Consider the following 18810-nt stretch of genomic DNA (forward strand, 5'->3'; position numbering starts at 1 on the left):
CACCTGAACTGTCGCCGGTTTTGCCGTCTTTACGTACAGGAAGTTAGCCAAAGCGCTATTACTGGGTTAACATTTCCTCCCTGATTCTCACCGTAACCGAAGCGAGCCGCTGACAGATGACTCTGACCCTGGTACTCATAGCCATAGGCGCCCTGCTCTTTCTGGTCATCATTTACAATATTCTTCAGCAATACCGACAGAAGCAGGAAGCCGAAAAGCGCGCCCTGCTGCTCAAGCACAAAAACATCATCAACGAAGCCGATGATCTGCTGCTGAACGCCGGCCAACTGCCCTACAGCAAAACGCTGGTGATGACCCTCTACCAGCGCATTTTATCCAGCCTGCAAACCATGCAACAGCAGGATCCGAAAAACAGCCAGGTCAAATCCCGCCTCGTCAATATTCAACAACAGCTGCAACAGGTCAAAGAACATTACCAGATGGAGCAATCCGCTCTGAAGCCACCGGAGTCCGATCAGCAGGCCATCCATATGCTGCAAATCGTGAAACGGCTGCGAGCCGTGCTCCGTATCGAGCACAACAAGGGCAAACTCGGTAACCAGACCTTTGTTCAGGAAGATCGCCGACTGGAATTGGTACAGCTGAAGATCAACCTGTCCAACCTGACCAAACGGGCTCGTATGGCCCATGAAAACCGTGATAACGCCATGGCCCGGCAAATGCTTCAGAAAGGCCTGACGGTGCTGGAACAGGTCATGGATAAGGATGAGCAGTTGAAGAAGATTGAAGAAGTCCTGCAACAGCGGCTGAGCGAGCTTACCAGCAGCCAGATCCGGGTTGAGCAGGAACAAAAGGAGCGGGAGGAGCGGGAAGAGAAATCCGAGCTGGATGTGCTGTTCGAGCCCAAGCGCAAATGGTGACCCCGGAACCGATGCTGGGTGATACCCGGGCTTTTCTGGAAACCCTGGCCCGCCACATGACCCGCCATGGCTTGCCCCTGAACCTGGGGCCCATGGATCATGTCTGTTATCGCACCGCCGACCCCCGGGAATACCTGAAACTGCGCCATGAGCTGGCGGCGGTGGGGGACTGCCTGGTGGAAGGCATGATTGCAGGCCGGCCCATTATTACCTTCCGGCTGCACCAACCGCTGGAAGGCCCTTTCGGCCCCGTCCCCTGTCTGGAACTGGCCGCCCCCAAGCCGGGCAAAACCCATCTGCACGGCCTGGAGCATGGGGAGATAGTGGTGCCCGATCTGGAGCAACTGCTGCGTGACTATCCGGCCGTGCCGTTTGACGGCAAAGGGCTGGCCCAGCATCCGCCGGAGCTGACCCTGTCCCTGCCCCCCTACCAGCTCAAATTCCATCTGCAGAGCCTGGCGGACACCATCGCCGCGGAAATCGCCCGCGACGACGTGGTGCCGGTACCCCGGGACTATTTTACGCCATAGCCGGCAGACGCTGCTCCTGCCGCAACAGCCGCAGGCCGAGCCCCGCGGTGACCACCAGTACCAGCATCATGCCCGCGGCCACGCCGGGCAGTCCCGCCCACTCCCAGTAGGGGTAGAGGTAGAGCCCGCCCAGGCTGGCCCCAAGATAGTAGAACACCAGGTAAAGTGACGAGGCCAGCGCCCTGTGCTGCCGTACGCTGCGGCCCACCCAGCTGCTGGCACAGGCGTGGGCCAGGAAAAAAGCGAAGCTGTCCACCAGCAGCGCCAGCAGAATAAGCGGCATGCGGTGGCTGAACAGCCCCAGGTTGCCCACCGCCATGATGGCGATGGCCATCAGCAGGGTTTTACCGAGCCCGAAACGGCCGATCAGCCAGCCGCTGATGCCCGAGGCGAAGGTGCCGCTCAGATAGGTCAGGAACAACAGGCCCAACGCCGCCGGCGCCAGGTTGATCGGCGGTGCCGCCAGGTAAAAAGCCACATAGGTGTACTGGTTCAGAAACACCATAAAATTAAGGCCGCCCACCAGGTACACCGGCCACAGCAGGGGATTGCGTACATGGCCGAGCAAGGCATGGAAGCCCTCCCCGCTGGCGGCCGGCACAAAATGGCGGGAGTGCGGCAGCAGCTTCAGCAGCGGCAGCCACAGCAACAGGCTCAGCCCCCCCAGGATCAGGAAGCTGGCCTGCCAGCCACCGGCCCACTGGGCGATAAAACCGCCGAACACCCGCCCGGCGATGCCCCCCATGGAGTTGGCGGCAATATAGATGCCGATGCTGGTCACCAGCGCCCTGGGCGTGAACTCCTCCCCCATGTAGGCCACCGCCGTGGCCGGCAGCCCGGCCAGGAAGAACCCCTGCAGGGCCCGCAATATCACCAGGGTGGCAAAACCGGGTACCAGGGCAATCAGCAGGCTGAGCAGGATAGCGACCAGCAGGCAACCCAGCATCACCGGTTTGCGGCCAATCAGGTCGGCCACCCGGGCCCAGAACAGCAGGCCGACGGCCAGCCCCAGGGTCGATACCGACAAGGCCCAGCTGGCGCTCAGCGCCGACAGCTCGAAGTCCCGGGCCAGCAGCGGCAACAACGGCTGGGTCAGGTACAGGTTGACGAATACCAGTATGGAGCCCAGGCCGAGGGCCAGGGTGGCACGCCACCAGAGCGGGGTTTTCAGGTCTATCATGGGGGTCTCCGGGATCACAGCCTTGACCTTAGCGCCCGCCGGTGCATAAATGAAATATATAAAATTTATGGAAAAAATAACTAAACGTTATGCTTGAAACCAAATGGCTGCACCAGTTCGCCGCCGTGGCCCGGGAAGGCAGCATCACCCGGGCTGCCGAGCAACTGCTCCTGGCCCAACCCGCCGTCACCATGACCATCAAGAAACTGGAGCAACGGCTCGGCACCGCCCTGTTTGACCGCCGGCAGGGGCGCATGCATCTGACCGCCGAAGGCGAACGGCTCTATCAGCACGCCGAGCGTATACTCGGTGCCCTGCGGCTGGCCGAGCAGGATATGGCGGCCTTGCACGATCTGAACAGCGGTGAGGTCTGTATCGGCATTCCCAGTATGCTCGGCTCGTTCTACTTCCCTCCCCTGCTAATGGCGTTCAAGCATCGCTACCCGGGCCTCTCCATCCGGGTGGAGGAAGCCGGCACCCAGGATCTGCTGGAACGCCTGTGCCGGGGCGAGCTCGGCCTCGGCATAGTGCTCACCTCCTCCCTGCCGGCGGGTCTGACCGGCCTGCCCCTGCTGCGGGAAGAGATGGTGGCGGTGGTGTCGGCGGAGCACCCGGCCCGCCACCAGCCTTATATGGCCATCGAAGACTTCCTGCGCCAGGAGTTGGCGGTATTTCGCCACGGCTTCTTCCACCGGGAATACATCGACGACGTGGCCCGCCAAACCGGCATCAGCCCCCGCATCGGCTTCGAGAGCAACCTGATCCCGCTGCTGAAGGCGGTGGTCCGCCAGGGCTTTGCCATCACCACCTTCCTGCGCATGGTGCTCAAGGATGATCCCGACCTGTTCGCCGTCTCCTTCCAGGAGCCCTATTTTCTCGACCTTTGCCTGGCCTGGCCGGACGACCGGCGACTGTCCCGAGCCGAGCAGGCCTTTATCGACTTTATCCGGGAGCAGCACCAGCGGCCTTTACAGGAACACACCAAAAACGTTATAACGTAACAAAATCAATACTAATGGAGTGTCGTATGAAACTTAGTCCTATCGCCCTTGGCCTTGCCCTGCTGCCCCTCGGCCTGTCCGCACAGACCCAGCTCGGCGTTCACGAACACGGCTATGGCATGCTCAACCTGGCGCTGGAGCAGGGTCATCTGGTGCTGGAGCTGACCGCGCCGGCGGCGGATCTGGTCGGTTTCGAGCACGAAGCCAAGACCGAGGCAGAACTGGCCCAGCAGGCTGCGGCGATGGCAAAAATCCGCCAGGCCGACACCCTCTTCACCCTGTCCCCGGCGGCGTCCTGCCGGCTGGAGAAGGTCGAGCTGGTCAAGGACGAGCATGATGATCATCACGATGATCATAAGCACGACCACGACCATCATGATGAGCATAAACACGACCATCATGACAAGCACGCCCATGGCAACGACCATAAGGACCATGACCATGACCATGACCATGACCATGACGAGCATGCCCACAGCGATGTCCAGGTGCACTATTTCTACCACTGCGAGCAGCCCCAGGTCCTGAACCGTATCGATGTCGCCCTGTTCGAACAGTTCCCGAGCTTTAACCGCATCGAGGTACAGGGTATCCTGCCTTCGGGCCAGGTGGCCGCTACCCTGACCCCGGAGCAAACCCAACTCAGCTGGTAACCGATGACCTCACTGATTTCCATAGCAAACCTGCGCTTTTCCTGGCCCGGCCAGCCCGAGCTGCTGCATATCGAGCGGCTCGAGCTGATGCCCGGAGAGCGCATCTTTATCAAGGGCCCGAGCGGCAGCGGCAAGAGCACCCTGCTCGGCCTGCTGGCCGGCATTCAGCCCGCCAGCCAGGGCCGGCTCGAGGTGCTGGGCCAGGATTTGGCGCAGCTGTCCGGCCGGGCCCGGGATCGCTTCCGGGCCGATCACCTGGGTTATATCTTCCAGCAGTTCAATCTGCTGCCTTTTCTGTCGGTGCTGGAGAACGTTACCTCGGCACTGATTTTTTCCCGCTACAAACGCGACCGGCTGCAGGCTCCGGCCCGGGAAGAAGCCGAACGGCTGCTGGGTGAGCTGCAGTTGCCCCCCGCCCTGTGGCAACAGCCGGTGCACAGCCTGAGCATCGGCCAGCAACAACGGGTGGCCGCGGCCCGGGCACTGATCGGCCGCCCCGAGCTGGTCATCGCCGATGAGCCCACTTCGGCGCTGGACACCGACAACAGGGCCGCCTTTATCGAGTTGCTGTTCAACGAATGCCGGCTGCAGGATAGCACCCTGGTGTTCGTCAGCCATGACCCCCACCTGGAGCCGTTGTTTTCCCGGGTGGTGTCCCTGCCCGAACTGAATAAGGTATCTTCATGTTAATGCTGGCCTTCAAAAGCCTGTGGGCACGCCGGCTCACCGCCGGCCTCACCCTGGCCGCCATCGCCATCAGCGTGCTGCTGCTGGTGGGAGTGGAGAAGGTGCGCCATGAGCTGAAAGACAGCTTCGCCCGCACCATCTCCGGCACCGATCTGATCGTGGGCGCCCGCTCCGGCCAGATCAACCTGCTGTTGTACTCGGTGTTCCGTCTCGGCAACCCGACCAACAACATCAGCTGGGATTCCTACCAGCGTATCGGGGAGCAGAAGGGGGTGGCCTGGACCATTCCCCTTTCCCTCGGCGACTCCCACCAGGGCTTCCGGGTACTGGGCACCAGCGAAGATTACTTCACGCACTACGCTTACGGCCGCCAGCAGGCCCTGCAACTGGCCCAGGGCCGCCCCTTTGCCGACACTTTCGAAGCGGTGATAGGCAGCGACGTGGCCCGCCAGCTCGGCTATCGGCTGGGAGCAGAGCTGGTGATCGCCCACGGCGCCGGCAACACCTCCTTCAGCCTGCACGATGACCTGCCCTTTACCCTGGTAGGCATACTGGCCCCCACCGGCACGCCGGTGGACAGGACGGTTCATGTCCGGCTGGACGGCCTCGAAGCCATCCACCTGGGCTGGCAGAGTGGCCGCCAGACCCATAGCCTCAGCCACGACGAGGCCCGCACCGCGGACCTGACCCCCAAGGCCATCACCGCCTTCCTGGTCGGATTGGACAACAAGATACTGGCCTTCCAACTGCAACGGGCCATCAACAGCTACCGGGCCGAGCCGCTGTCCGCCATTCTGCCCGGTACCGCCCTGCACGAGCTGTGGAGCATGATGAGCATGGCGGAGAAGGCCATCGCCTTCATTGCCCTGTTCGTGGTGGTGGCGGGCCTGTTGGGCATGCTCACCACCCTGCTTGCCGGCCTCTCGGCCCGGCGGCGGGAACTGGCGATACTGCGTTCCCTCGGCGCCGGGCCACGCCACCTGTTCACGCTGCTGGCACTGGAAGCGGCCATTCTCACCGGTTTGGGTATTTTACTCGGGCTGCTGCTGTTGTATCTTGGCCTTGGCCTGGCGGCACCGCTGGTGCAGACCCAGTACGGCCTGCTGCTGTACCCCGGCCTGCCTACGGCAGCCGAATGGCGCCTGCTGGGGCTTATCTGGCTGGCGGGCCTGGTGATCGGCCTGTTGCCGGCGGCCCAGGCCTACCGCTACTCGGTCAACGACGGAATGAGTATTAAACAGTGAAAACCGCAAAGATATGGCTGGCCTCCCTGGCCCTGTTGGTGGCACCGGCCTGGGCCGACCAATTTACCCTGCTGGAATGGGACGACCTGATCCCGATGGAGGAGCGGCTCAACCCGCCCCCCTTCCCGGAAGTGAATCATGAAGATGAATTTGCCATTCCGCCCCAGCCGGTCGGCAAGGTAGTCCCCTCGCTGAACGGCCAGAAGGTGCGCTTGCCGGGCTTTGTGGTGCCACTCGAGGGAGACAGCAAGGCGGTGACCACCTTCTTCCTGGTGCCCTATTTCGGCGCCTGCATCCATGTGCCACCGCCGCCCACCAACCAGATAGTCTACGTGGACTACCCCAAGGGCGCCCAGGTGGACGACCTCTGGGACGCGGTCTGGGTCAGCGGTACCCTGCGTACCGTCAGCGCCAGCCATGAAGTGGCCAATGCCTCCTACTCCCTCGAAGGCGTCAGCGTCGAAGCTTACGATCTCTAGCCTGCTGCGAGCGCGGTGAGGTCGGCCGGGCCCAGTTGCCCGGCCTCCAGAACAAGCCGGCGACCCAACGCCAGCGCCTGCCGCTGGCTCCTGGCCCGTACCGCTGGATCCTCGATACCGTCCAGATCCGCCACATGAGCGATGCCGATGGTGCGACGGATCATTTCGGTCCCCGCATAACCCAGGCTGTCCTGCCATACCCGCCGTAGAAACGCCTCGATATAACAGGGCTCGGCCAGGACCGGATCCGGCCCCTGGGCGGCCAGTTGCGCGAACTCGCGGTGAAAAACACACCATAACGCCAGGATATCGTCGACACGCCGTTGTCGTGTCTCCCGGCCAGGCCGGCCGCATCCGTTCAGCAACAGGTTGCCGATAACCGATCCCAGGTCGAACCCCATGGGGCCGTATCCCCCGAACTCCCCGTCGATCACCTTGAGGCTGTCTCCGGTGACCATCACGGACCCGGTATGCAAATCCCCGTGCAGCAGGGCCTCGGTTCGACTCTGGAAGTCGTGCTTGAGCGCCGCCACCCGGGCGCGCAGCGCCTCGTCCGCCCACAACCGCCCGGCCTCATCCCGGATGGCCGGGTCGATGTTATTGCGTTCGTGATCCCGGTAAGGGTCACTGAAAAACACCGCCTCGGTAATGGCGCACAGCTCCGGATTGATAAATTTCACCAGCGCCGCCCGCTTGGCGCGGGAGGAAAGATGAAAATCGGAGCTGTAATAATGCACCCGGGCCAGATAATGGCCGAGCCGGGTTGCCGCGCCCGGGCAGGGCTCTCCCTCGAGCAAGGCCCGGCGCCAGACCCGATGGGATGACAGGTCTTCCAGCAGCATCACCGACAGCGCCGGATCATGATGCAACACCTTGACCACATGCTCCGGGCAATGTGTTCCCTGGGCCAGCAGCACCTCGGCCTCGATACGGGCCCGGTCCCGGGTCAGGGGCCAGGACTCGCCCACACAGCGAATAAAGGGCAGCGCCTGCTTGACGATAACGCCCCGGGACCGGCCCTCCTCCCACACCTTGAACACCAGGTTAAGGTTGCCATCCCCGATTTCGCCGGCCTGCAAGGTGCCCTTCAGGCCCCCCTGCTCCCGGGCATAGTCGATGGCATCTATGATGCTGAAAATACGGTAGCCGTTCATCCTGCCGGCCTCCCTGTCGCTTGCCATGCCATCATGTTCATCATTACATCCCCATCCCCATTGGATTTCTGCCAGTATAGACACCGGCAGGATGCCTGTTATTACCCTATGCTCTCAACGACTGTAAGAATTCTGCGCCTCGCCCCGACTAATTAGAGGCAAGGCGGATGGATGGCCCCTGGGATTCAGGGCCGATGCCTTGCCGACCGGTGATCCATCCTTACACCATAGCCACCAGGGAGCCGCCATGCTGTCAGTCATTATTCCGGCACTCAACGAAGCGGCCACCTTGCCCGCCACCCTGGCCGCGCTGCCGCCGCAGGACCGCCGATGGGAGCTGATCCTGGTCGATGGCGGCAGCCAGGACGACACCGAGTCGCTGGCCCGGGGGGCCGGCATCAGGGTCCTGACCGCCAACCGGGGGCGAGCACGACAGATGAACGCCGGCGCCGCCCTGGCCAAGGGCGACAACCTCCTGTTCCTGCATGCCGACACCCGGCTGCCGCACCAGGCCCTGCCGGCGGTGGCCCGCGCGCTGGAGCAGCATCACTGGGGGCGTTTCGACCTGAGCATCCGTGGCCGTCACCCCCTGCTGAGGGTGATTGCCTTCTTTATCAACCTGCGCTCGCGGCTGAGCGGCATCGCCACCGGCGATCAGGCCATCTTCGTTCGCCGGGAAAGCTTCGAGCGCATCGGCGGCTTTCCCGACCAGCCGCTGATGGAAGACATCGAGCTCAGCAAGCGGCTGAAACGGCTGAGTGCGCCGGCCTGCCTCCGGCTCAGGGCCTGCACCTCTGGCCGACGCTGGGAAGAGCGGGGACTCCTGCGCACCATCTGGCTGATGTGGCGGCTGCGCTTCGCCTACTGGCGCGGCACCGATGCCGAAGCACTGGCGAGGGCCTACCGATGAACACCCGTATCATCATTTTTGCCAAGGCGCCGGTGGCCGGCCTGGCCAAGACCCGGCTGATCCCGGCTCTCGGCGCCGAGGGCTCGGCCCGCCTGGCCAGACGCATGCTGATGTCTACCCTGGCCTGCAGCCGGGCGGCCGGGCTGGGCCCGGTAGAATTGTGCATCAGCCCGGGGCCGGAGCAGCCGGAATGGCGCAATCTGGTGCTGCCCGCCCATCTCGAGATCAGCCGGCAGGGCGAGGGGGATCTGGGTGCCCGCATGGCGCGAGCTGCCCGCCGGGGGCTGGCACGAGGCGAGCAGGTGCTGCTGATTGGCACCGATTGCCCCCATATCAGCCCGGCACTGCTGCGCGAGGCCGCTCGCCGCCTGGAGCACTGCGATGTCATGCTCCATCCTACCTGTGACGGCGGTTACGCCCTGCTCGGCCTGCGCCGGTTTCATCCGGCCATTTTCACGGATATTCCCTGGAGCACGGACCGCGTTGCCAGCCTGACCCGCCAGCGGATACGGGAGCTCGGCTGGTGTTTCTATCAGGGAGAATGCCTGCGGGACATCGACGAACCGGACGATCTGTTCTGGTTGCCTTCCCGATGGGTCGGTGCCGCCCTGGTGGGGCGCTGAGATGTGCGGGAGACGGCCTGATGGCTGAATATGAACCCCTTGTTCGCCTCGGCCTCTTTATCGGCGTCCTGCTGGCGATGATGGGCTGGGAGCTGGCCGCCCCACGGCGGAGACCACAGTGCCCCAGGCGCCGGCGCTGGCCCCATAACCTGGCACTGGTGGCGCTCAACACCCTGCTGGTACGGTTATGGTTTCCGCTGGCTGCCGTGGGTGCCGCCCTGGTGGCGGCCGAGCGGGGCTGGGGCCTGCTCAATCAGCTCTCGCTGCCGGGCTGGTTCGGCCTGCTGCTGTCACTGCTGGCGCTGGACTTCATCATCTATCTGCAGCACCGGTTGTTTCATGCCGTGCCCCTGCTCTGGCGCCTGCATCGCCTGCATCATGCCGACCTGGAATTCGACGTGACCACCGGGTTACGCTTTCATCCCCTGGAAATACTGCTGTCCATGCTGATCAAGCTGCTGGCCGTGGTCCTGCTGGGCACCCCGGCGCTGGCGGTGCTGATCTTCGAGGTGCTGCTGAACATCAGCTCCATGTTCAACCATGGCAATGTCCGCCTGCCGGCGAGGCTGGATCGCCGCCTGCGGCTGCTGGTGGTTACGCCGGACATGCACCGGGTGCACCACTCCATCCTGCGCCGGGAAACGGACAGCAACTTCGGCTTCAATCTGCCCTGGTGGGATCGTTTGTTCGGTACCTATCGCGCCCAGCCGGCCGCCGGCCATGCCGGCATGATCATCGGCCTCGAGGAATTCCGGGACCCCGGCGAACTCCGCCTGGATCGGATGCTGCTGCAGCCGTTTCGCCGGCCGCCTCGGCCGTCGGGCGGGCGGGAAATACCGAAATAACCGCATCCGGGGCCGGCCGGGCTTTGCGCTCCGGCCCGGGCACTATACAATCCCCGCTTTTAACACCTTAGAGCCGCCATGCGCCTGATACTGGCCCCGATGGAAGGGGTACTGGACCATCTGATGCGGGATCTGCTGACCCGCCTCAATCCCTTCGATCTCTGCGTGACCGAGTTTATCCGGGTGGTGGACATGCGCCTGCCCCCCCGGGTGTTCTACCGGCTGTGCCCGGAACTGTACCAGGGGTGCCGCACCCCGGCGGGCACCCCGGTACGCATCCAGCTGCTCGGCCAGGATCCGGACTGGCTGGCCGAAAATGCCGCCCAGGCCTGTCGCCTGGGGGCCGGCGGCATCGATCTCAATTTCGGCTGCCCGGCCAAAACCGTCAACCGGCACCGGGGCGGCGCCGCCCTGCTGGGCGACAGCGAACAACTCTACCGCATCGCCAGGGCGGTGCGGGCAGCGGTGCCCGCCGCTCTGCCGGTCAGCGCCAAGATCCGACTGGGGCTGGAAGAGCGGGATTCCTACCTGGAAAACAGCCAGGCCCTGGCCGAAGGCGGCGTCAGCGAGCTGGCGGTGCATGCCCGCAGCAAGCAGGACGGTTATCGTCCCCCCGCCTACTGGCCGCTGGTAGCAGAGATCAGGGCGCTCCTCTCCATTCCGGTGGTGATCAACGGGGAGATCTGGAACGCCGCCCAGGCCGATCAGGCCCGGGCCCAGAGTGGCTGCCGGGATCTGATGCTGGGCCGGGGCGCCCTGGCGCTGCCCAACCTGGCCACCACCATCAAGACCGGCTCCCCGCCGCTGAGCTGGGAGCAGATTATGGCATTGCTGCTGGACTATTCCGATATGGAGATAGAGGGTGACAAGGGGCTCTATTATCCGAACCGCATCAAGCAATGGCTGAGTTATCTCAAGCTGCAATACCCCCAGGCCAAGGCGCTGTTTGGCCGGATTCGCACCCTGAAACACACCGCCGACATCCGCCGGACTCTGGCTTCCCTTTGATTTGTATCATGATATGCCGATAGACCGGGCCCTATACTGACAACCAGTATTCCCCCTTTTTGGATATCACCATGAGCAGCATCATTACCGAATCCCAGCTGGAAGCCCGGCTGCAGGCCGAGGTGGAGCAGCGTCGCCAGGCCTTTCTGCAGGCGCTGCTGGCCCTGGACGCCCCCCTGGCCGCCGAGCTGCACCGACTGCCGGCGGATGAGTGGGCCGACTACCCGCCCCTGGCCGGCTACCCGCAGCTGCAGCCGCAGCTGACATCCCTGAAGCAGGCGGACGCCGCCCTGTGCCAGTGGCAATTGGGCCTGTACGGCCTGTGCAGCGATTGCGAAGCCGAGCTGACCCCGGAACAGTTATGGCACGACCCCTGCCGCCAGCGTTGCGACGCTTGCGAAGAGAGATACCGAAAGGCCCATCACGGCGCCTGGGAGTTGTAAGAACGAACGGGGCTAGGGGCTGGGGGCTGGGGGCTGGGGGCTGGGGGCTGGCAGCATTACCGCCAACCAACGGATTCAGTAGTAAAAAAGCCGGCTCGACGCCGGCTTTTTGCACTTCTTATTCAGCTCAGGGCCAAATTAGAAGTTGTACTGGATACCAACGCCGTACAGGTCGTCTTTACGCTCGCCGCCAGTCTTGGCGCGCTGGAGGTTGTACTCGGCATACAGCTTGGTTTTCGGGTTCAGAGCATAGGCGGCACCCAGCACGTACTCGTTCACGTGGGTTTTCTTGTTGTCGCCTTTACGATCTTTCTCGTAGTTGTAACCGGCACGCAGGGTCCAGGCGTCTACGTTGTAGGCACCCACGATTTCCCAGTAACGGGTATCTGCATCGCTGCCGCCAACAACGTCTTGGCTGGTGTGGCCGTAAACAGTACCGAAGTAGAAACCGTCGATGCTGTAGTTGGCACCGACACCCCACATGTCGAAGTCACCTTCGGCAGCCAGAGGACCGGTTTTCACGTTCTGCTTCTCGTAAGCGGCTACCAGGCCCAGGCCGAACGGAGTGGCGTAACCGGCAGACAGGCTGTACTGGTTCTGAGCACGCTCTTCGGCAGCATCCAGGTCTTCACGGGTACGGTTCTGGTCGTTGAAGGCGTAGGCGGCACGCAGGTCGATACCCTGGTCGGCGTAGCTTACGCGAACCTGGTCGTCGATACGCCAGCTGTGGGAGTAGGCCGCAGCACCGAACAGTTCGAAGATATCGGTGATGTCAGACAGCTGAACGAAGGGGTTTTCGCTCTTACCGAAGGTCAGGTCGGTGGTGTCCTGGAAGCGGAAACCGGCCCAGGCGTAGCGGGAGTCAAACTTGGAGCCGTCGGAAGACTCGGCGGCTACTTGCCATTCCAGCTTACCGATCAGGGCCACATCGTTGTTCAGATCATACTTGACGTTGGTGCCCAGACGAGCGGAACCGTCGCCACCGAATTTTTCGCGGTCGGCACCGTCGTGGTCGAAGGAGCCGGCGTCGTACTGGATGCGGCCGTAGATATCTACCTGAGCGCCTTCGTCAGAGTAAACGGTCACAGCGCTGGCAGAGGTTGCAAACAGCGCAGGGATGGTCAGTGCAAGAATAGTCTTTTTCATAATTTTAGATGCCTACTGTAATTAAACACTAAGTCCTTGTTATTCCCTGTGTTAGCAACGATTCACGTTACTATGACCCGCAGCCTATCACCGGTTTTTTGAGCTTGCAACAAAATCACGGGAACTTTTTGTGACAGAGGTGTTCGTAGGGTGCGTAAATGTGACTACCACCACTTTTTCTTGTTCCAGTGCTTGCAACTGGCATAAAGCCCCCCGATGGGTATACTTGCCACCCTGTTCTATTCCAGTACAAGTCCCATGCCCAACGCCGATTACCGCACCCTGGTGCGCGACAATTACCGCCGTTTAAGCCAGTCGATTCAGGGGTTTAACCCCCGTCGGGAGCAGAACTACCTGGTGGCGGAGATCGGCAAGGTGTTGCTGGGGCACTACGACAGGACCAGGCGCATCCTGGTGGCCGAAGCCGGCACCGGCATCGGTAAATCCCTTGCCTATCTGCAGGCAGGTATCCCCTGGGCTCGCCTTAATCAGAAAAAACTGATTATTTCCACCGCCACCCTGGCGTTGCAGGAGCAACTGGTCGACAAGGATCTGCCGCTGTTTCAACCCCATTGCCGGCCCGACTTCACCTTTGCCCTCGCCAAAGGGCGGGCCCGCTACTGCTGTGTGCGCCGGCTGGAAGCCCTGGCCCGGGGTGACAGCCAGTTCAGCCTGTTCGACGCCGCCGACAGCCTGAGCCCCCTCCAGCAACGGCAACTGGCCGAGCTCTGGCAGGCCTGGTGCGGCAAGACATGGCTCGGAGACCGGGACAGCTGGCCACAGCCTGTCGACGATGCCCTCTGGCAGCAACTGCAGGCCGAGCGCCACCACTGCCAACCGCAACTGGGCCACGGTCATTGTCCTTTTCACCTGGCCCGGGCCGAGCTGGACAAGGTCGATATCATAGTGGTCAATCACGCCCTGCTACTGGCCGACCTGAAGATGGGCGGCGGCGTGGTGTTGCCCGAGCCCGAACAATGCCTCTATATACTGGATGAAGCCCACCATATCGCCGCGGTTGCCCGTGAGCAGGGCTCGGCCCGGTTGGCCCTGCGCCAGGCCCGGCGCGGGCTGGAACAGTTCAACAAAGGGCTGGGCTCCTTCAGCGATCTGCTGGGAGAAGAAGGCCAACAACCCCTGGGCCGGTTGCAACAGGCCTTGCAACAGTTGCTGCCGGCGCTTACCACCCTTTATAGCCGGTTGGACGGTGCCCTGCAGCGCAAAGAGCTTTGTCCCGACGAGCAGGGTTGTCTGCGCTTTGCCACCGGTGAATTACCCGGTTTTATGGACGAGGGGCTGAGCACCCTGAAGGAAGACAACAAAGCCTTCGGGCGGGCATTGGAACGAGTGCAGGGACTGCTGGGCGAACAGCTCAAGCGCCAGCCGGCCAAGGCCGCGGCCATGGAGGCAGCCCTGGCCGTGTTGAGCCAGCAACAGCTGCGCGGCGAGCAGACTCGGGATCTGTGCGAACTGCTGTTACGCCCCATTGGTCCCAAGCAAACCCCACCGGCCCGCTGGCTGGAGCAGGCGTCGCAGGAGCTGACCCTGTGCGCCACCCCCCTGGCGGTCGGCCACTTGCTCGAACAGTGGTGCTGGTCGCGGGCGGCGGCGGTGGTTATGGTCTCGGCCACCCTTACGGCACTCAACGACTTCGGCTATTTCCGCCGGGCCGTGGGGCTGAAGGCGGACGACGGCAGCCATTATCTGCGCCTGCATTCCCCCTTCGACTACCGCAGTGCCCGTCTGATCATCCCCCGCCTGGACTGCGAGCCCACAGACGCCGGTTTTGATCGGTTATTGGCGGAGCAAGTTCCCGTTTGGCTTGCGGACCAGGACGCCAGCCTGGTGCTGTTTTCTTCCTATCGGCAAATGCAGGGCGTGGCCGAAGCACTGCGGGCCAAGGGCTTTTCCTTGCTGGTGCAGGGCGAAGCCAGCCGCCAGGCCCTGCTGCAGTTGCACAAGCAACAGTGCGACGGCAGCCGTCCCAGCGTGCTGTTCGGTACCGGCAGTTTTGCCGAAGGGCTGGACCTGCCCGGCCACTATCTGACCAACCTGATTATCACCAAGCTGCCCTTCGCGGTACCCACCTCGCCGGTAGAAGAAGCCATGGCCGAGTGGATCACCCTCTGCGGTGGCAATGCCTTTATGCAGTTGGCCATGCCGGAAGCTTCCCGTAAACTAATCCAGGCCTGCGGCAGGCTGCTGCGTACCGAAACCGACCACGGTCGTATCGTATTGCTCGACAAACGCCTGGTCAGCCGCCGTTATGGCGCCGCCCTGCTGGATGCCCTGCCCCCCTTTACCCGGGAGCTGTCATGACCCTGGATTTTTCGGTTTATCTGTTACTGGCCGCCACCGGCCTTGTCGCCGGTTTTCTGGATGCGGTAGCCGGCGGCGGTGGCCTTATCACCATCCCCGCCCTGCTGAGCGCCGGTTTGCCACCCCACCTGGCGTTGGGCACCAACAAGGTCGCCGCCAGCATCAGTTCGCTGACCTCGGCCACCACCTTTTATCGCCAGCGACTCTTTACCCCCGCCTTCTGGTGGCGAGCCTGCCTGGCCGCCGCCCTGGGCGCCCTGGGGGGCACCCTGCTTATCAACCAGATCAGCGCCGCCTGGTTGGAAAAAGCCCTGCCATTGCTGATCCTGATGGTCGCGGTATACACCATTCTCAATCGTAAACGTGAGCCCCAGGGTAATCAGTTGCCCCGGGCCGGACGACGACTCTATCGCCGCCAGTGGAGTCAGGGACTGCTGCTCGGGGCCTACGACGGCGCCTTCGGCCCCGGCACCGGTGCCTTTCTTATCGTCTCGGGCATGGCCCTGTACCGGCTGAATATCCTGCTCGCCTCGGGCCTGGCCAAGTCGATGAACTTTATCAGCAACTCAGTCTCGCTGATGACCTTTATCGCCCTCGGTCAGGTGGACTGGGTGCTGGGCCTGACCCTCAGCCTGGGTATCATGGCCGGCTCCTTTATCGGGGCCCGTTCCGCCATTCGCTTCGGCAGCAACTTTATCCGCCCTATCTTCGTGGTCATGGTACTGGCCATCTCCATCAAGCTGGCCTGGCAGGCCTGGTTTTGACCGTTGCGCTCAGAAGCATTAATTGTCACAATCCTGCGGTTTAGTGGGTATTTGGTTCAATTACTTAGCAGCCCGTTACGGGAATCATGATGGCTCAGGAGCCCCAGATGAAAATGCGTTTAACCCTTGCCGCCCTGGCCGTTGCCGGCCTGTCTTTTGGTGCCAGCGCGGCCACCTTCGAAGCCCAGCAGCCTTACCAGATCCACCTGGTGGATGGTGAAAAAACCACCACCAGCATCACCCAGTCGGTGCACAGCGTAACCGTCGGCGAAGGCAAGCATCAGTTTGCAGTAGCCTACACCAAGGATTTCTCCACCCGCTCCGATATCCGGGTGCTGAATGGCCAGCCGGTGATCATCACCCTGGAGGTGCCCGCCGATGCCCAGCTGACCCTGGACTATGCCGAGCCCAACAACTATCAGCAGGCCAACCAGTTTCTGCGCGAACAGGAAAGCCGGGTACGGGTGATCGACAAGGCCACCGGCCAGGTGATGGATGCCGAAATCTTCACCATTCCCACCCCGGCGGGCCTGGATACCGGCCGCGGCATCCAGAACTACCTGCAAGAGCAGGGCCAGGCCTTCAACGGTCGTACCGACGCCGCCGTGGCCGCTGCCCAGGCGAAGTTCGGCGATGCGGCGGTCGATGCCGATGCGCTGGAAATGCTGCAGCATTGGTGGAACGCGGCCGACAAGGATACCCGCCGCGCCTTCCAGATCTGGACTATCCAGCAGCAGTAATAAAAACAATAAAAAGGGGGCGGTGTCATTTTTTAATTGACTCCGCCCCCTTTTTTGACTCCTTGTTTCGGCTTAAAAGCTTGAGCCCGGTTGTTGCAGGAACCGTTGTTCTTCCTCTGTAGACTCCCGTCCCAGCAGGGCGTTGCGATGGGGATAGCGCCCGAAACGGGCAATGATGTCCCGATGTCGCACCTCGTATTCCAGGTTGTCCGCCAGACCGTTTTTCCCGAACAGCGCCAGCGCCACATCGTGCACCTTGAGCGACTCGCTGTGCATAAAGGGCATGTACAGAAACAAGCGTTCCTGCTGATTCAAGCCCTTTTCGGCACCGCTGCTGATGGCCTCCTGGGCCAGCGCCAGGGCCATGCCATCGGCGGCAAAGGCCTGGGGACGGTCCCGATGGATATTGCGGGAAAACTGATCGAGCACGATAACTTCCGCCAGTCGTCCCCGGGCCCGGGTGCGCCATTCAAACAGCTCCCCCAGGCAGGCCTGAAGATGCAGCCGGCCAAAGCGCTGGCGAATCACCTCGTCCAAGGACGGATCCTTGACCCACCACTGCTCGGGGGACAACTCTTCAAACCAGAAATCCAGTACGGACTGATACATGGGCTTCCCCTATACCGTGAATATCTGGCCACAGTATAGGGGATAAAGAAGGAATTAAAACACCAGGTGGGCAATCAAGGCAATCACCGGCAGGGTCACCAGGGTCCGCAGCAGGAAGATCACGAACAACTCGACGATATTGACCGGAATCTTGCTGCCCAGCAGCAGGGCGCCCACCTCCGACATATAGATAAGCTGGGTCACCGACAAGGCGGCGATCACGAAGCGGGTCATGTCGCTTTCGATGGACGTGGCGAGAATGGCCGGAATAAACATGTCGGCAAAACCCACGACGATGGTCTCGGAAGCGGCGGCGGCCTCCGGGATCTGCAACAGTTCCAGCAACGGCACGAAGGGCAGGCCCAGCCAGGTGAACAAGGGGGTCGTTTCCGCCACCACCAGCGCCAGGGTACCGAACGCCATGACCACCGGCAGCACGCCGAACAGCATGTCCAGGGCGTTATGCACCCCGGTACGGACCACCTGACCCATGCTGTTCACCTTGCCGGCCCGGGCCAGCGCCAGGGCGTAGCCGTGGCTCAGGCGGGAATAACCGGCCGGGGTGTTTTCATCACCGGCAGGGCGGGACTCCCCATTGATAAAGGTGTCTTTTTTCCAGCACAGCGGGGGCAATCGGGGCACCACTATGGCCGCCACTATACCGGCCAGGCACACCGCCAGATAAAACGACAGAAACATATGCTCCAGCTTGACCTGGGCCAGCACCACCAGGCTGAAGGTGATCGACACCGCGGAGAAGGTGGTGCCGATGACCGCCGCTTCCCGTTGGGTATAATGGTGGCCTTCATATTGCTTGCTGGTCAGCAGAATACCCACGCTGCCGTCTCCCAGCCAGGAAGCCATGCAATCCACGGCCGAGCGGCCGGGCAGGCGAAATACCGGCCGCATCAGCCCGGTCAGCAGGGTACCGACAAACTCCAGCAGACCGAAGTCCAGCAACAGCGGCAGCAGCAGGCCGGCGAAAATAAATACCGCGAACAGCACCGGCAGCAGGTCGTTCAAGACCAGGCCTCCGGTATCACCACTGTGGAGCAACTCGGGGCCAGACTGGGTAAAGACCATCAACACGAAGGCCGCGCCCAACAGCCGACTGACCAGCCACACCGGGCGTACGTTGAACAGGGTGTTCAGGAACAGGCTACGGGTCACAAAGGCCGGTTTGAACAGGCTGGTCAGCAGCGATAGCAGCGCCGAGAGGGCGATAAGCCCGGTCACAATGGTCGTCAGCCAGTCGGCCAGCACCGCCTGCAGGCTCTTGGCCAGCACCGCAATCATAATAGTGAGGTCGCCGTTATAGCTGACCGGAGTCATAAACAGCAGTACGCCCGCCAGTGAGGGCAGCAAGAACATCAGCAGGTTTCGCTTGCTCACCGCAGCCTGCGCCGTCAACGTCTTTTCCATGATTACTCCTTCCTTATCGGGCAACAGCACCCAACTCGGCTAAAAAAGGGTAAAAACCGCACTTTTATGCAGCCCAGCGAAGTCAATCAGAATAAAAGTAACTCAAAAATGCATAAGTCACCAATAACAGGAAAGCTCACTGAATACTTATTTTATAGCCAAATATATTTAA

The 18810-nt window shown here is 62.2% G+C and carries 20 protein-coding genes; 15 read left to right on the forward strand and 5 right to left on the reverse strand.

Annotation, left to right across the window (positions count from 1 at the left end; genetic code table 11):
* Positions 1-116: 116 nt before the first annotated feature.
* Together ACEVBK_RS10905 and ACEVBK_RS10910 are read left to right on the forward strand one after the other, a co-directional pair.
* Entirely contained in the window at positions 117-881 is a 765-nt protein-coding gene (locus tag ACEVBK_RS10905; RefSeq protein WP_375054975.1) for a DNA repair ATPase, read from the forward strand.
* A gap of 11 nt (positions 882-892) precedes the next feature.
* A complete protein-coding gene (locus ACEVBK_RS10910; RefSeq protein ID WP_375054976.1) occupies positions 893-1411 on the forward strand; it encodes a VOC family protein in 519 nt (172 codons plus the stop codon).
* On the opposite strand, the gene ACEVBK_RS10915 is transcribed toward ACEVBK_RS10910, so the two are convergent.
* Positions 1401-2591, reverse strand: a complete 1191-nt coding sequence (locus ACEVBK_RS10915; protein ID WP_375054977.1) for an MFS transporter — start codon at positions 2589-2591, stop codon at positions 1401-1403. The genes ACEVBK_RS10910 and ACEVBK_RS10915 overlap by 11 nt on opposite strands.
* 89 nt (positions 2592-2680) lie before the next feature.
* Between ACEVBK_RS10915 and ACEVBK_RS10920 the strand changes: the two genes are divergently transcribed.
* From ACEVBK_RS10920 to ACEVBK_RS10940, 5 genes are read left to right on the forward strand one after another with little or no spacing between them, the layout of a single operon-like run.
* The gene (locus ACEVBK_RS10920) at positions 2681-3592 is read left to right on the forward strand and encodes a LysR family transcriptional regulator (protein WP_375054978.1); all 912 of its coding nucleotides are present in this window, start codon (positions 2681-2683) and stop codon (positions 3590-3592) included.
* A 26-nt stretch (positions 3593-3618) separates the two neighbouring features.
* Positions 3619-4245 (forward strand): DUF2796 domain-containing protein, encoded by a 627-nt coding sequence (locus tag ACEVBK_RS10925; RefSeq protein WP_375054979.1) that lies wholly within the window; start codon positions 3619-3621, stop codon positions 4243-4245.
* 3 nt (positions 4246-4248) lie between these two features.
* On the forward strand, positions 4249-4935 hold the full coding sequence (locus tag ACEVBK_RS10930; RefSeq protein WP_375054980.1) for an ABC transporter ATP-binding protein: 687 nt from the start codon (positions 4249-4251) through the stop codon (positions 4933-4935).
* Entirely contained in the window at positions 4929-6176 is a 1248-nt protein-coding gene (locus tag ACEVBK_RS10935) for an ABC transporter permease (RefSeq protein ID WP_375054981.1), read from the forward strand. Before ACEVBK_RS10930 ends, ACEVBK_RS10935 begins: the two co-directional genes overlap by 7 nt.
* Entirely contained in the window at positions 6173-6655 is a 483-nt protein-coding gene (locus tag ACEVBK_RS10940; protein ID WP_375054982.1) for a DUF3299 domain-containing protein, read from the forward strand. The genes ACEVBK_RS10935 and ACEVBK_RS10940 overlap by 4 nt, the downstream gene beginning before the upstream one ends.
* On the opposite strand, the gene mtnK is transcribed toward ACEVBK_RS10940, so the two are convergent.
* On the reverse strand, positions 6652-7836 hold the full coding sequence (gene mtnK, locus ACEVBK_RS10945; protein ID WP_375054983.1) for an S-methyl-5-thioribose kinase: 1185 nt from the start codon (positions 7834-7836) through the stop codon (positions 6652-6654). The genes ACEVBK_RS10940 and mtnK overlap by 4 nt on opposite strands.
* Positions 7837-8056: 220 nt before the next feature.
* On the opposite strand from mtnK, the gene ACEVBK_RS10950 reads away from it, so the two are divergent.
* The 5 genes from ACEVBK_RS10950 to ACEVBK_RS10970 all read left to right on the forward strand — a co-directional run bounded on the left by ACEVBK_RS10950 (position 8057) and on the right by ACEVBK_RS10970 (position 11638).
* On the forward strand, positions 8057-8719 hold the full coding sequence (locus ACEVBK_RS10950) for a TIGR04283 family arsenosugar biosynthesis glycosyltransferase (protein WP_375054985.1): 663 nt from the start codon (positions 8057-8059) through the stop codon (positions 8717-8719).
* Positions 8716-9342, forward strand: coding sequence for a TIGR04282 family arsenosugar biosynthesis glycosyltransferase (locus ACEVBK_RS10955; RefSeq protein WP_375054986.1), 627 nt, complete (start codon positions 8716-8718; stop codon positions 9340-9342). Before ACEVBK_RS10950 ends, ACEVBK_RS10955 begins: the two co-directional genes overlap by 4 nt.
* A 20-nt stretch (positions 9343-9362) precedes the next feature.
* A complete protein-coding gene (locus tag ACEVBK_RS10960) occupies positions 9363-10187 on the forward strand; it encodes a sterol desaturase family protein (RefSeq protein ID WP_375054987.1) in 825 nt (274 codons plus the stop codon).
* A 78-nt stretch (positions 10188-10265) separates the two neighbouring features.
* A complete protein-coding gene (locus tag ACEVBK_RS10965) occupies positions 10266-11195 on the forward strand; it encodes a tRNA-dihydrouridine synthase (protein WP_375054988.1) in 930 nt (309 codons plus the stop codon).
* Between the two features lie 71 nt (positions 11196-11266).
* Entirely contained in the window at positions 11267-11638 is a 372-nt protein-coding gene (locus tag ACEVBK_RS10970) for a transcriptional regulator, TraR/DksA family protein (protein WP_375054989.1), read from the forward strand.
* 138 nt (positions 11639-11776) lie between these two features.
* Here the strand turns inward: ACEVBK_RS10970 and ACEVBK_RS10975 are convergent, their stop codons facing one another.
* Positions 11777-12784, reverse strand: a complete 1008-nt coding sequence (locus tag ACEVBK_RS10975; RefSeq protein WP_375054990.1) for a porin — start codon at positions 12782-12784, stop codon at positions 11777-11779.
* Between the two features lie 258 nt (positions 12785-13042).
* Here ACEVBK_RS10975 and dinG point away from each other — a divergent pair, with 258 nt between their 5' ends.
* From dinG to ACEVBK_RS10990, 3 genes are all read left to right on the forward strand, one after another.
* Entirely contained in the window at positions 13043-15103 is a 2061-nt protein-coding gene (dinG, locus tag ACEVBK_RS10980; RefSeq protein ID WP_375058549.1) for an ATP-dependent DNA helicase DinG, read from the forward strand.
* Entirely contained in the window at positions 15100-15867 is a 768-nt protein-coding gene (locus ACEVBK_RS10985; protein ID WP_375054991.1) for a sulfite exporter TauE/SafE family protein, read from the forward strand. Before dinG ends, ACEVBK_RS10985 begins: the two co-directional genes overlap by 4 nt.
* Positions 15868-15974: 107 nt before the next feature.
* Positions 15975-16607, forward strand: a complete 633-nt coding sequence (locus ACEVBK_RS10990; RefSeq protein WP_375054992.1) for a DUF2057 family protein — start codon at positions 15975-15977, stop codon at positions 16605-16607.
* Between the two features lie 72 nt (positions 16608-16679).
* Here the strand turns inward: ACEVBK_RS10990 and ACEVBK_RS10995 are convergent, their stop codons facing one another.
* Both ACEVBK_RS10995 and ACEVBK_RS11000 read right to left on the reverse strand, forming a co-directional pair.
* On the reverse strand, positions 16680-17216 hold the full coding sequence (locus ACEVBK_RS10995) for a DUF924 family protein (protein ID WP_375054993.1): 537 nt from the start codon (positions 17214-17216) through the stop codon (positions 16680-16682).
* A 54-nt stretch (positions 17217-17270) separates the two neighbouring features.
* Complete coding sequence (locus tag ACEVBK_RS11000; RefSeq protein WP_375058550.1) at positions 17271-18641, reverse strand: YjiH family protein; 1371 nt, start codon at positions 18639-18641, stop codon at positions 17271-17273.
* Positions 18642-18810 lie beyond the last annotated feature (169 nt).

Origin of the sequence: Zobellella sp. DQSA1, from assembly GCF_041950555.1 — a bacterium.
Lineage (GTDB): Bacteria > Pseudomonadota > Gammaproteobacteria > Enterobacterales > Aeromonadaceae > Oceanimonas.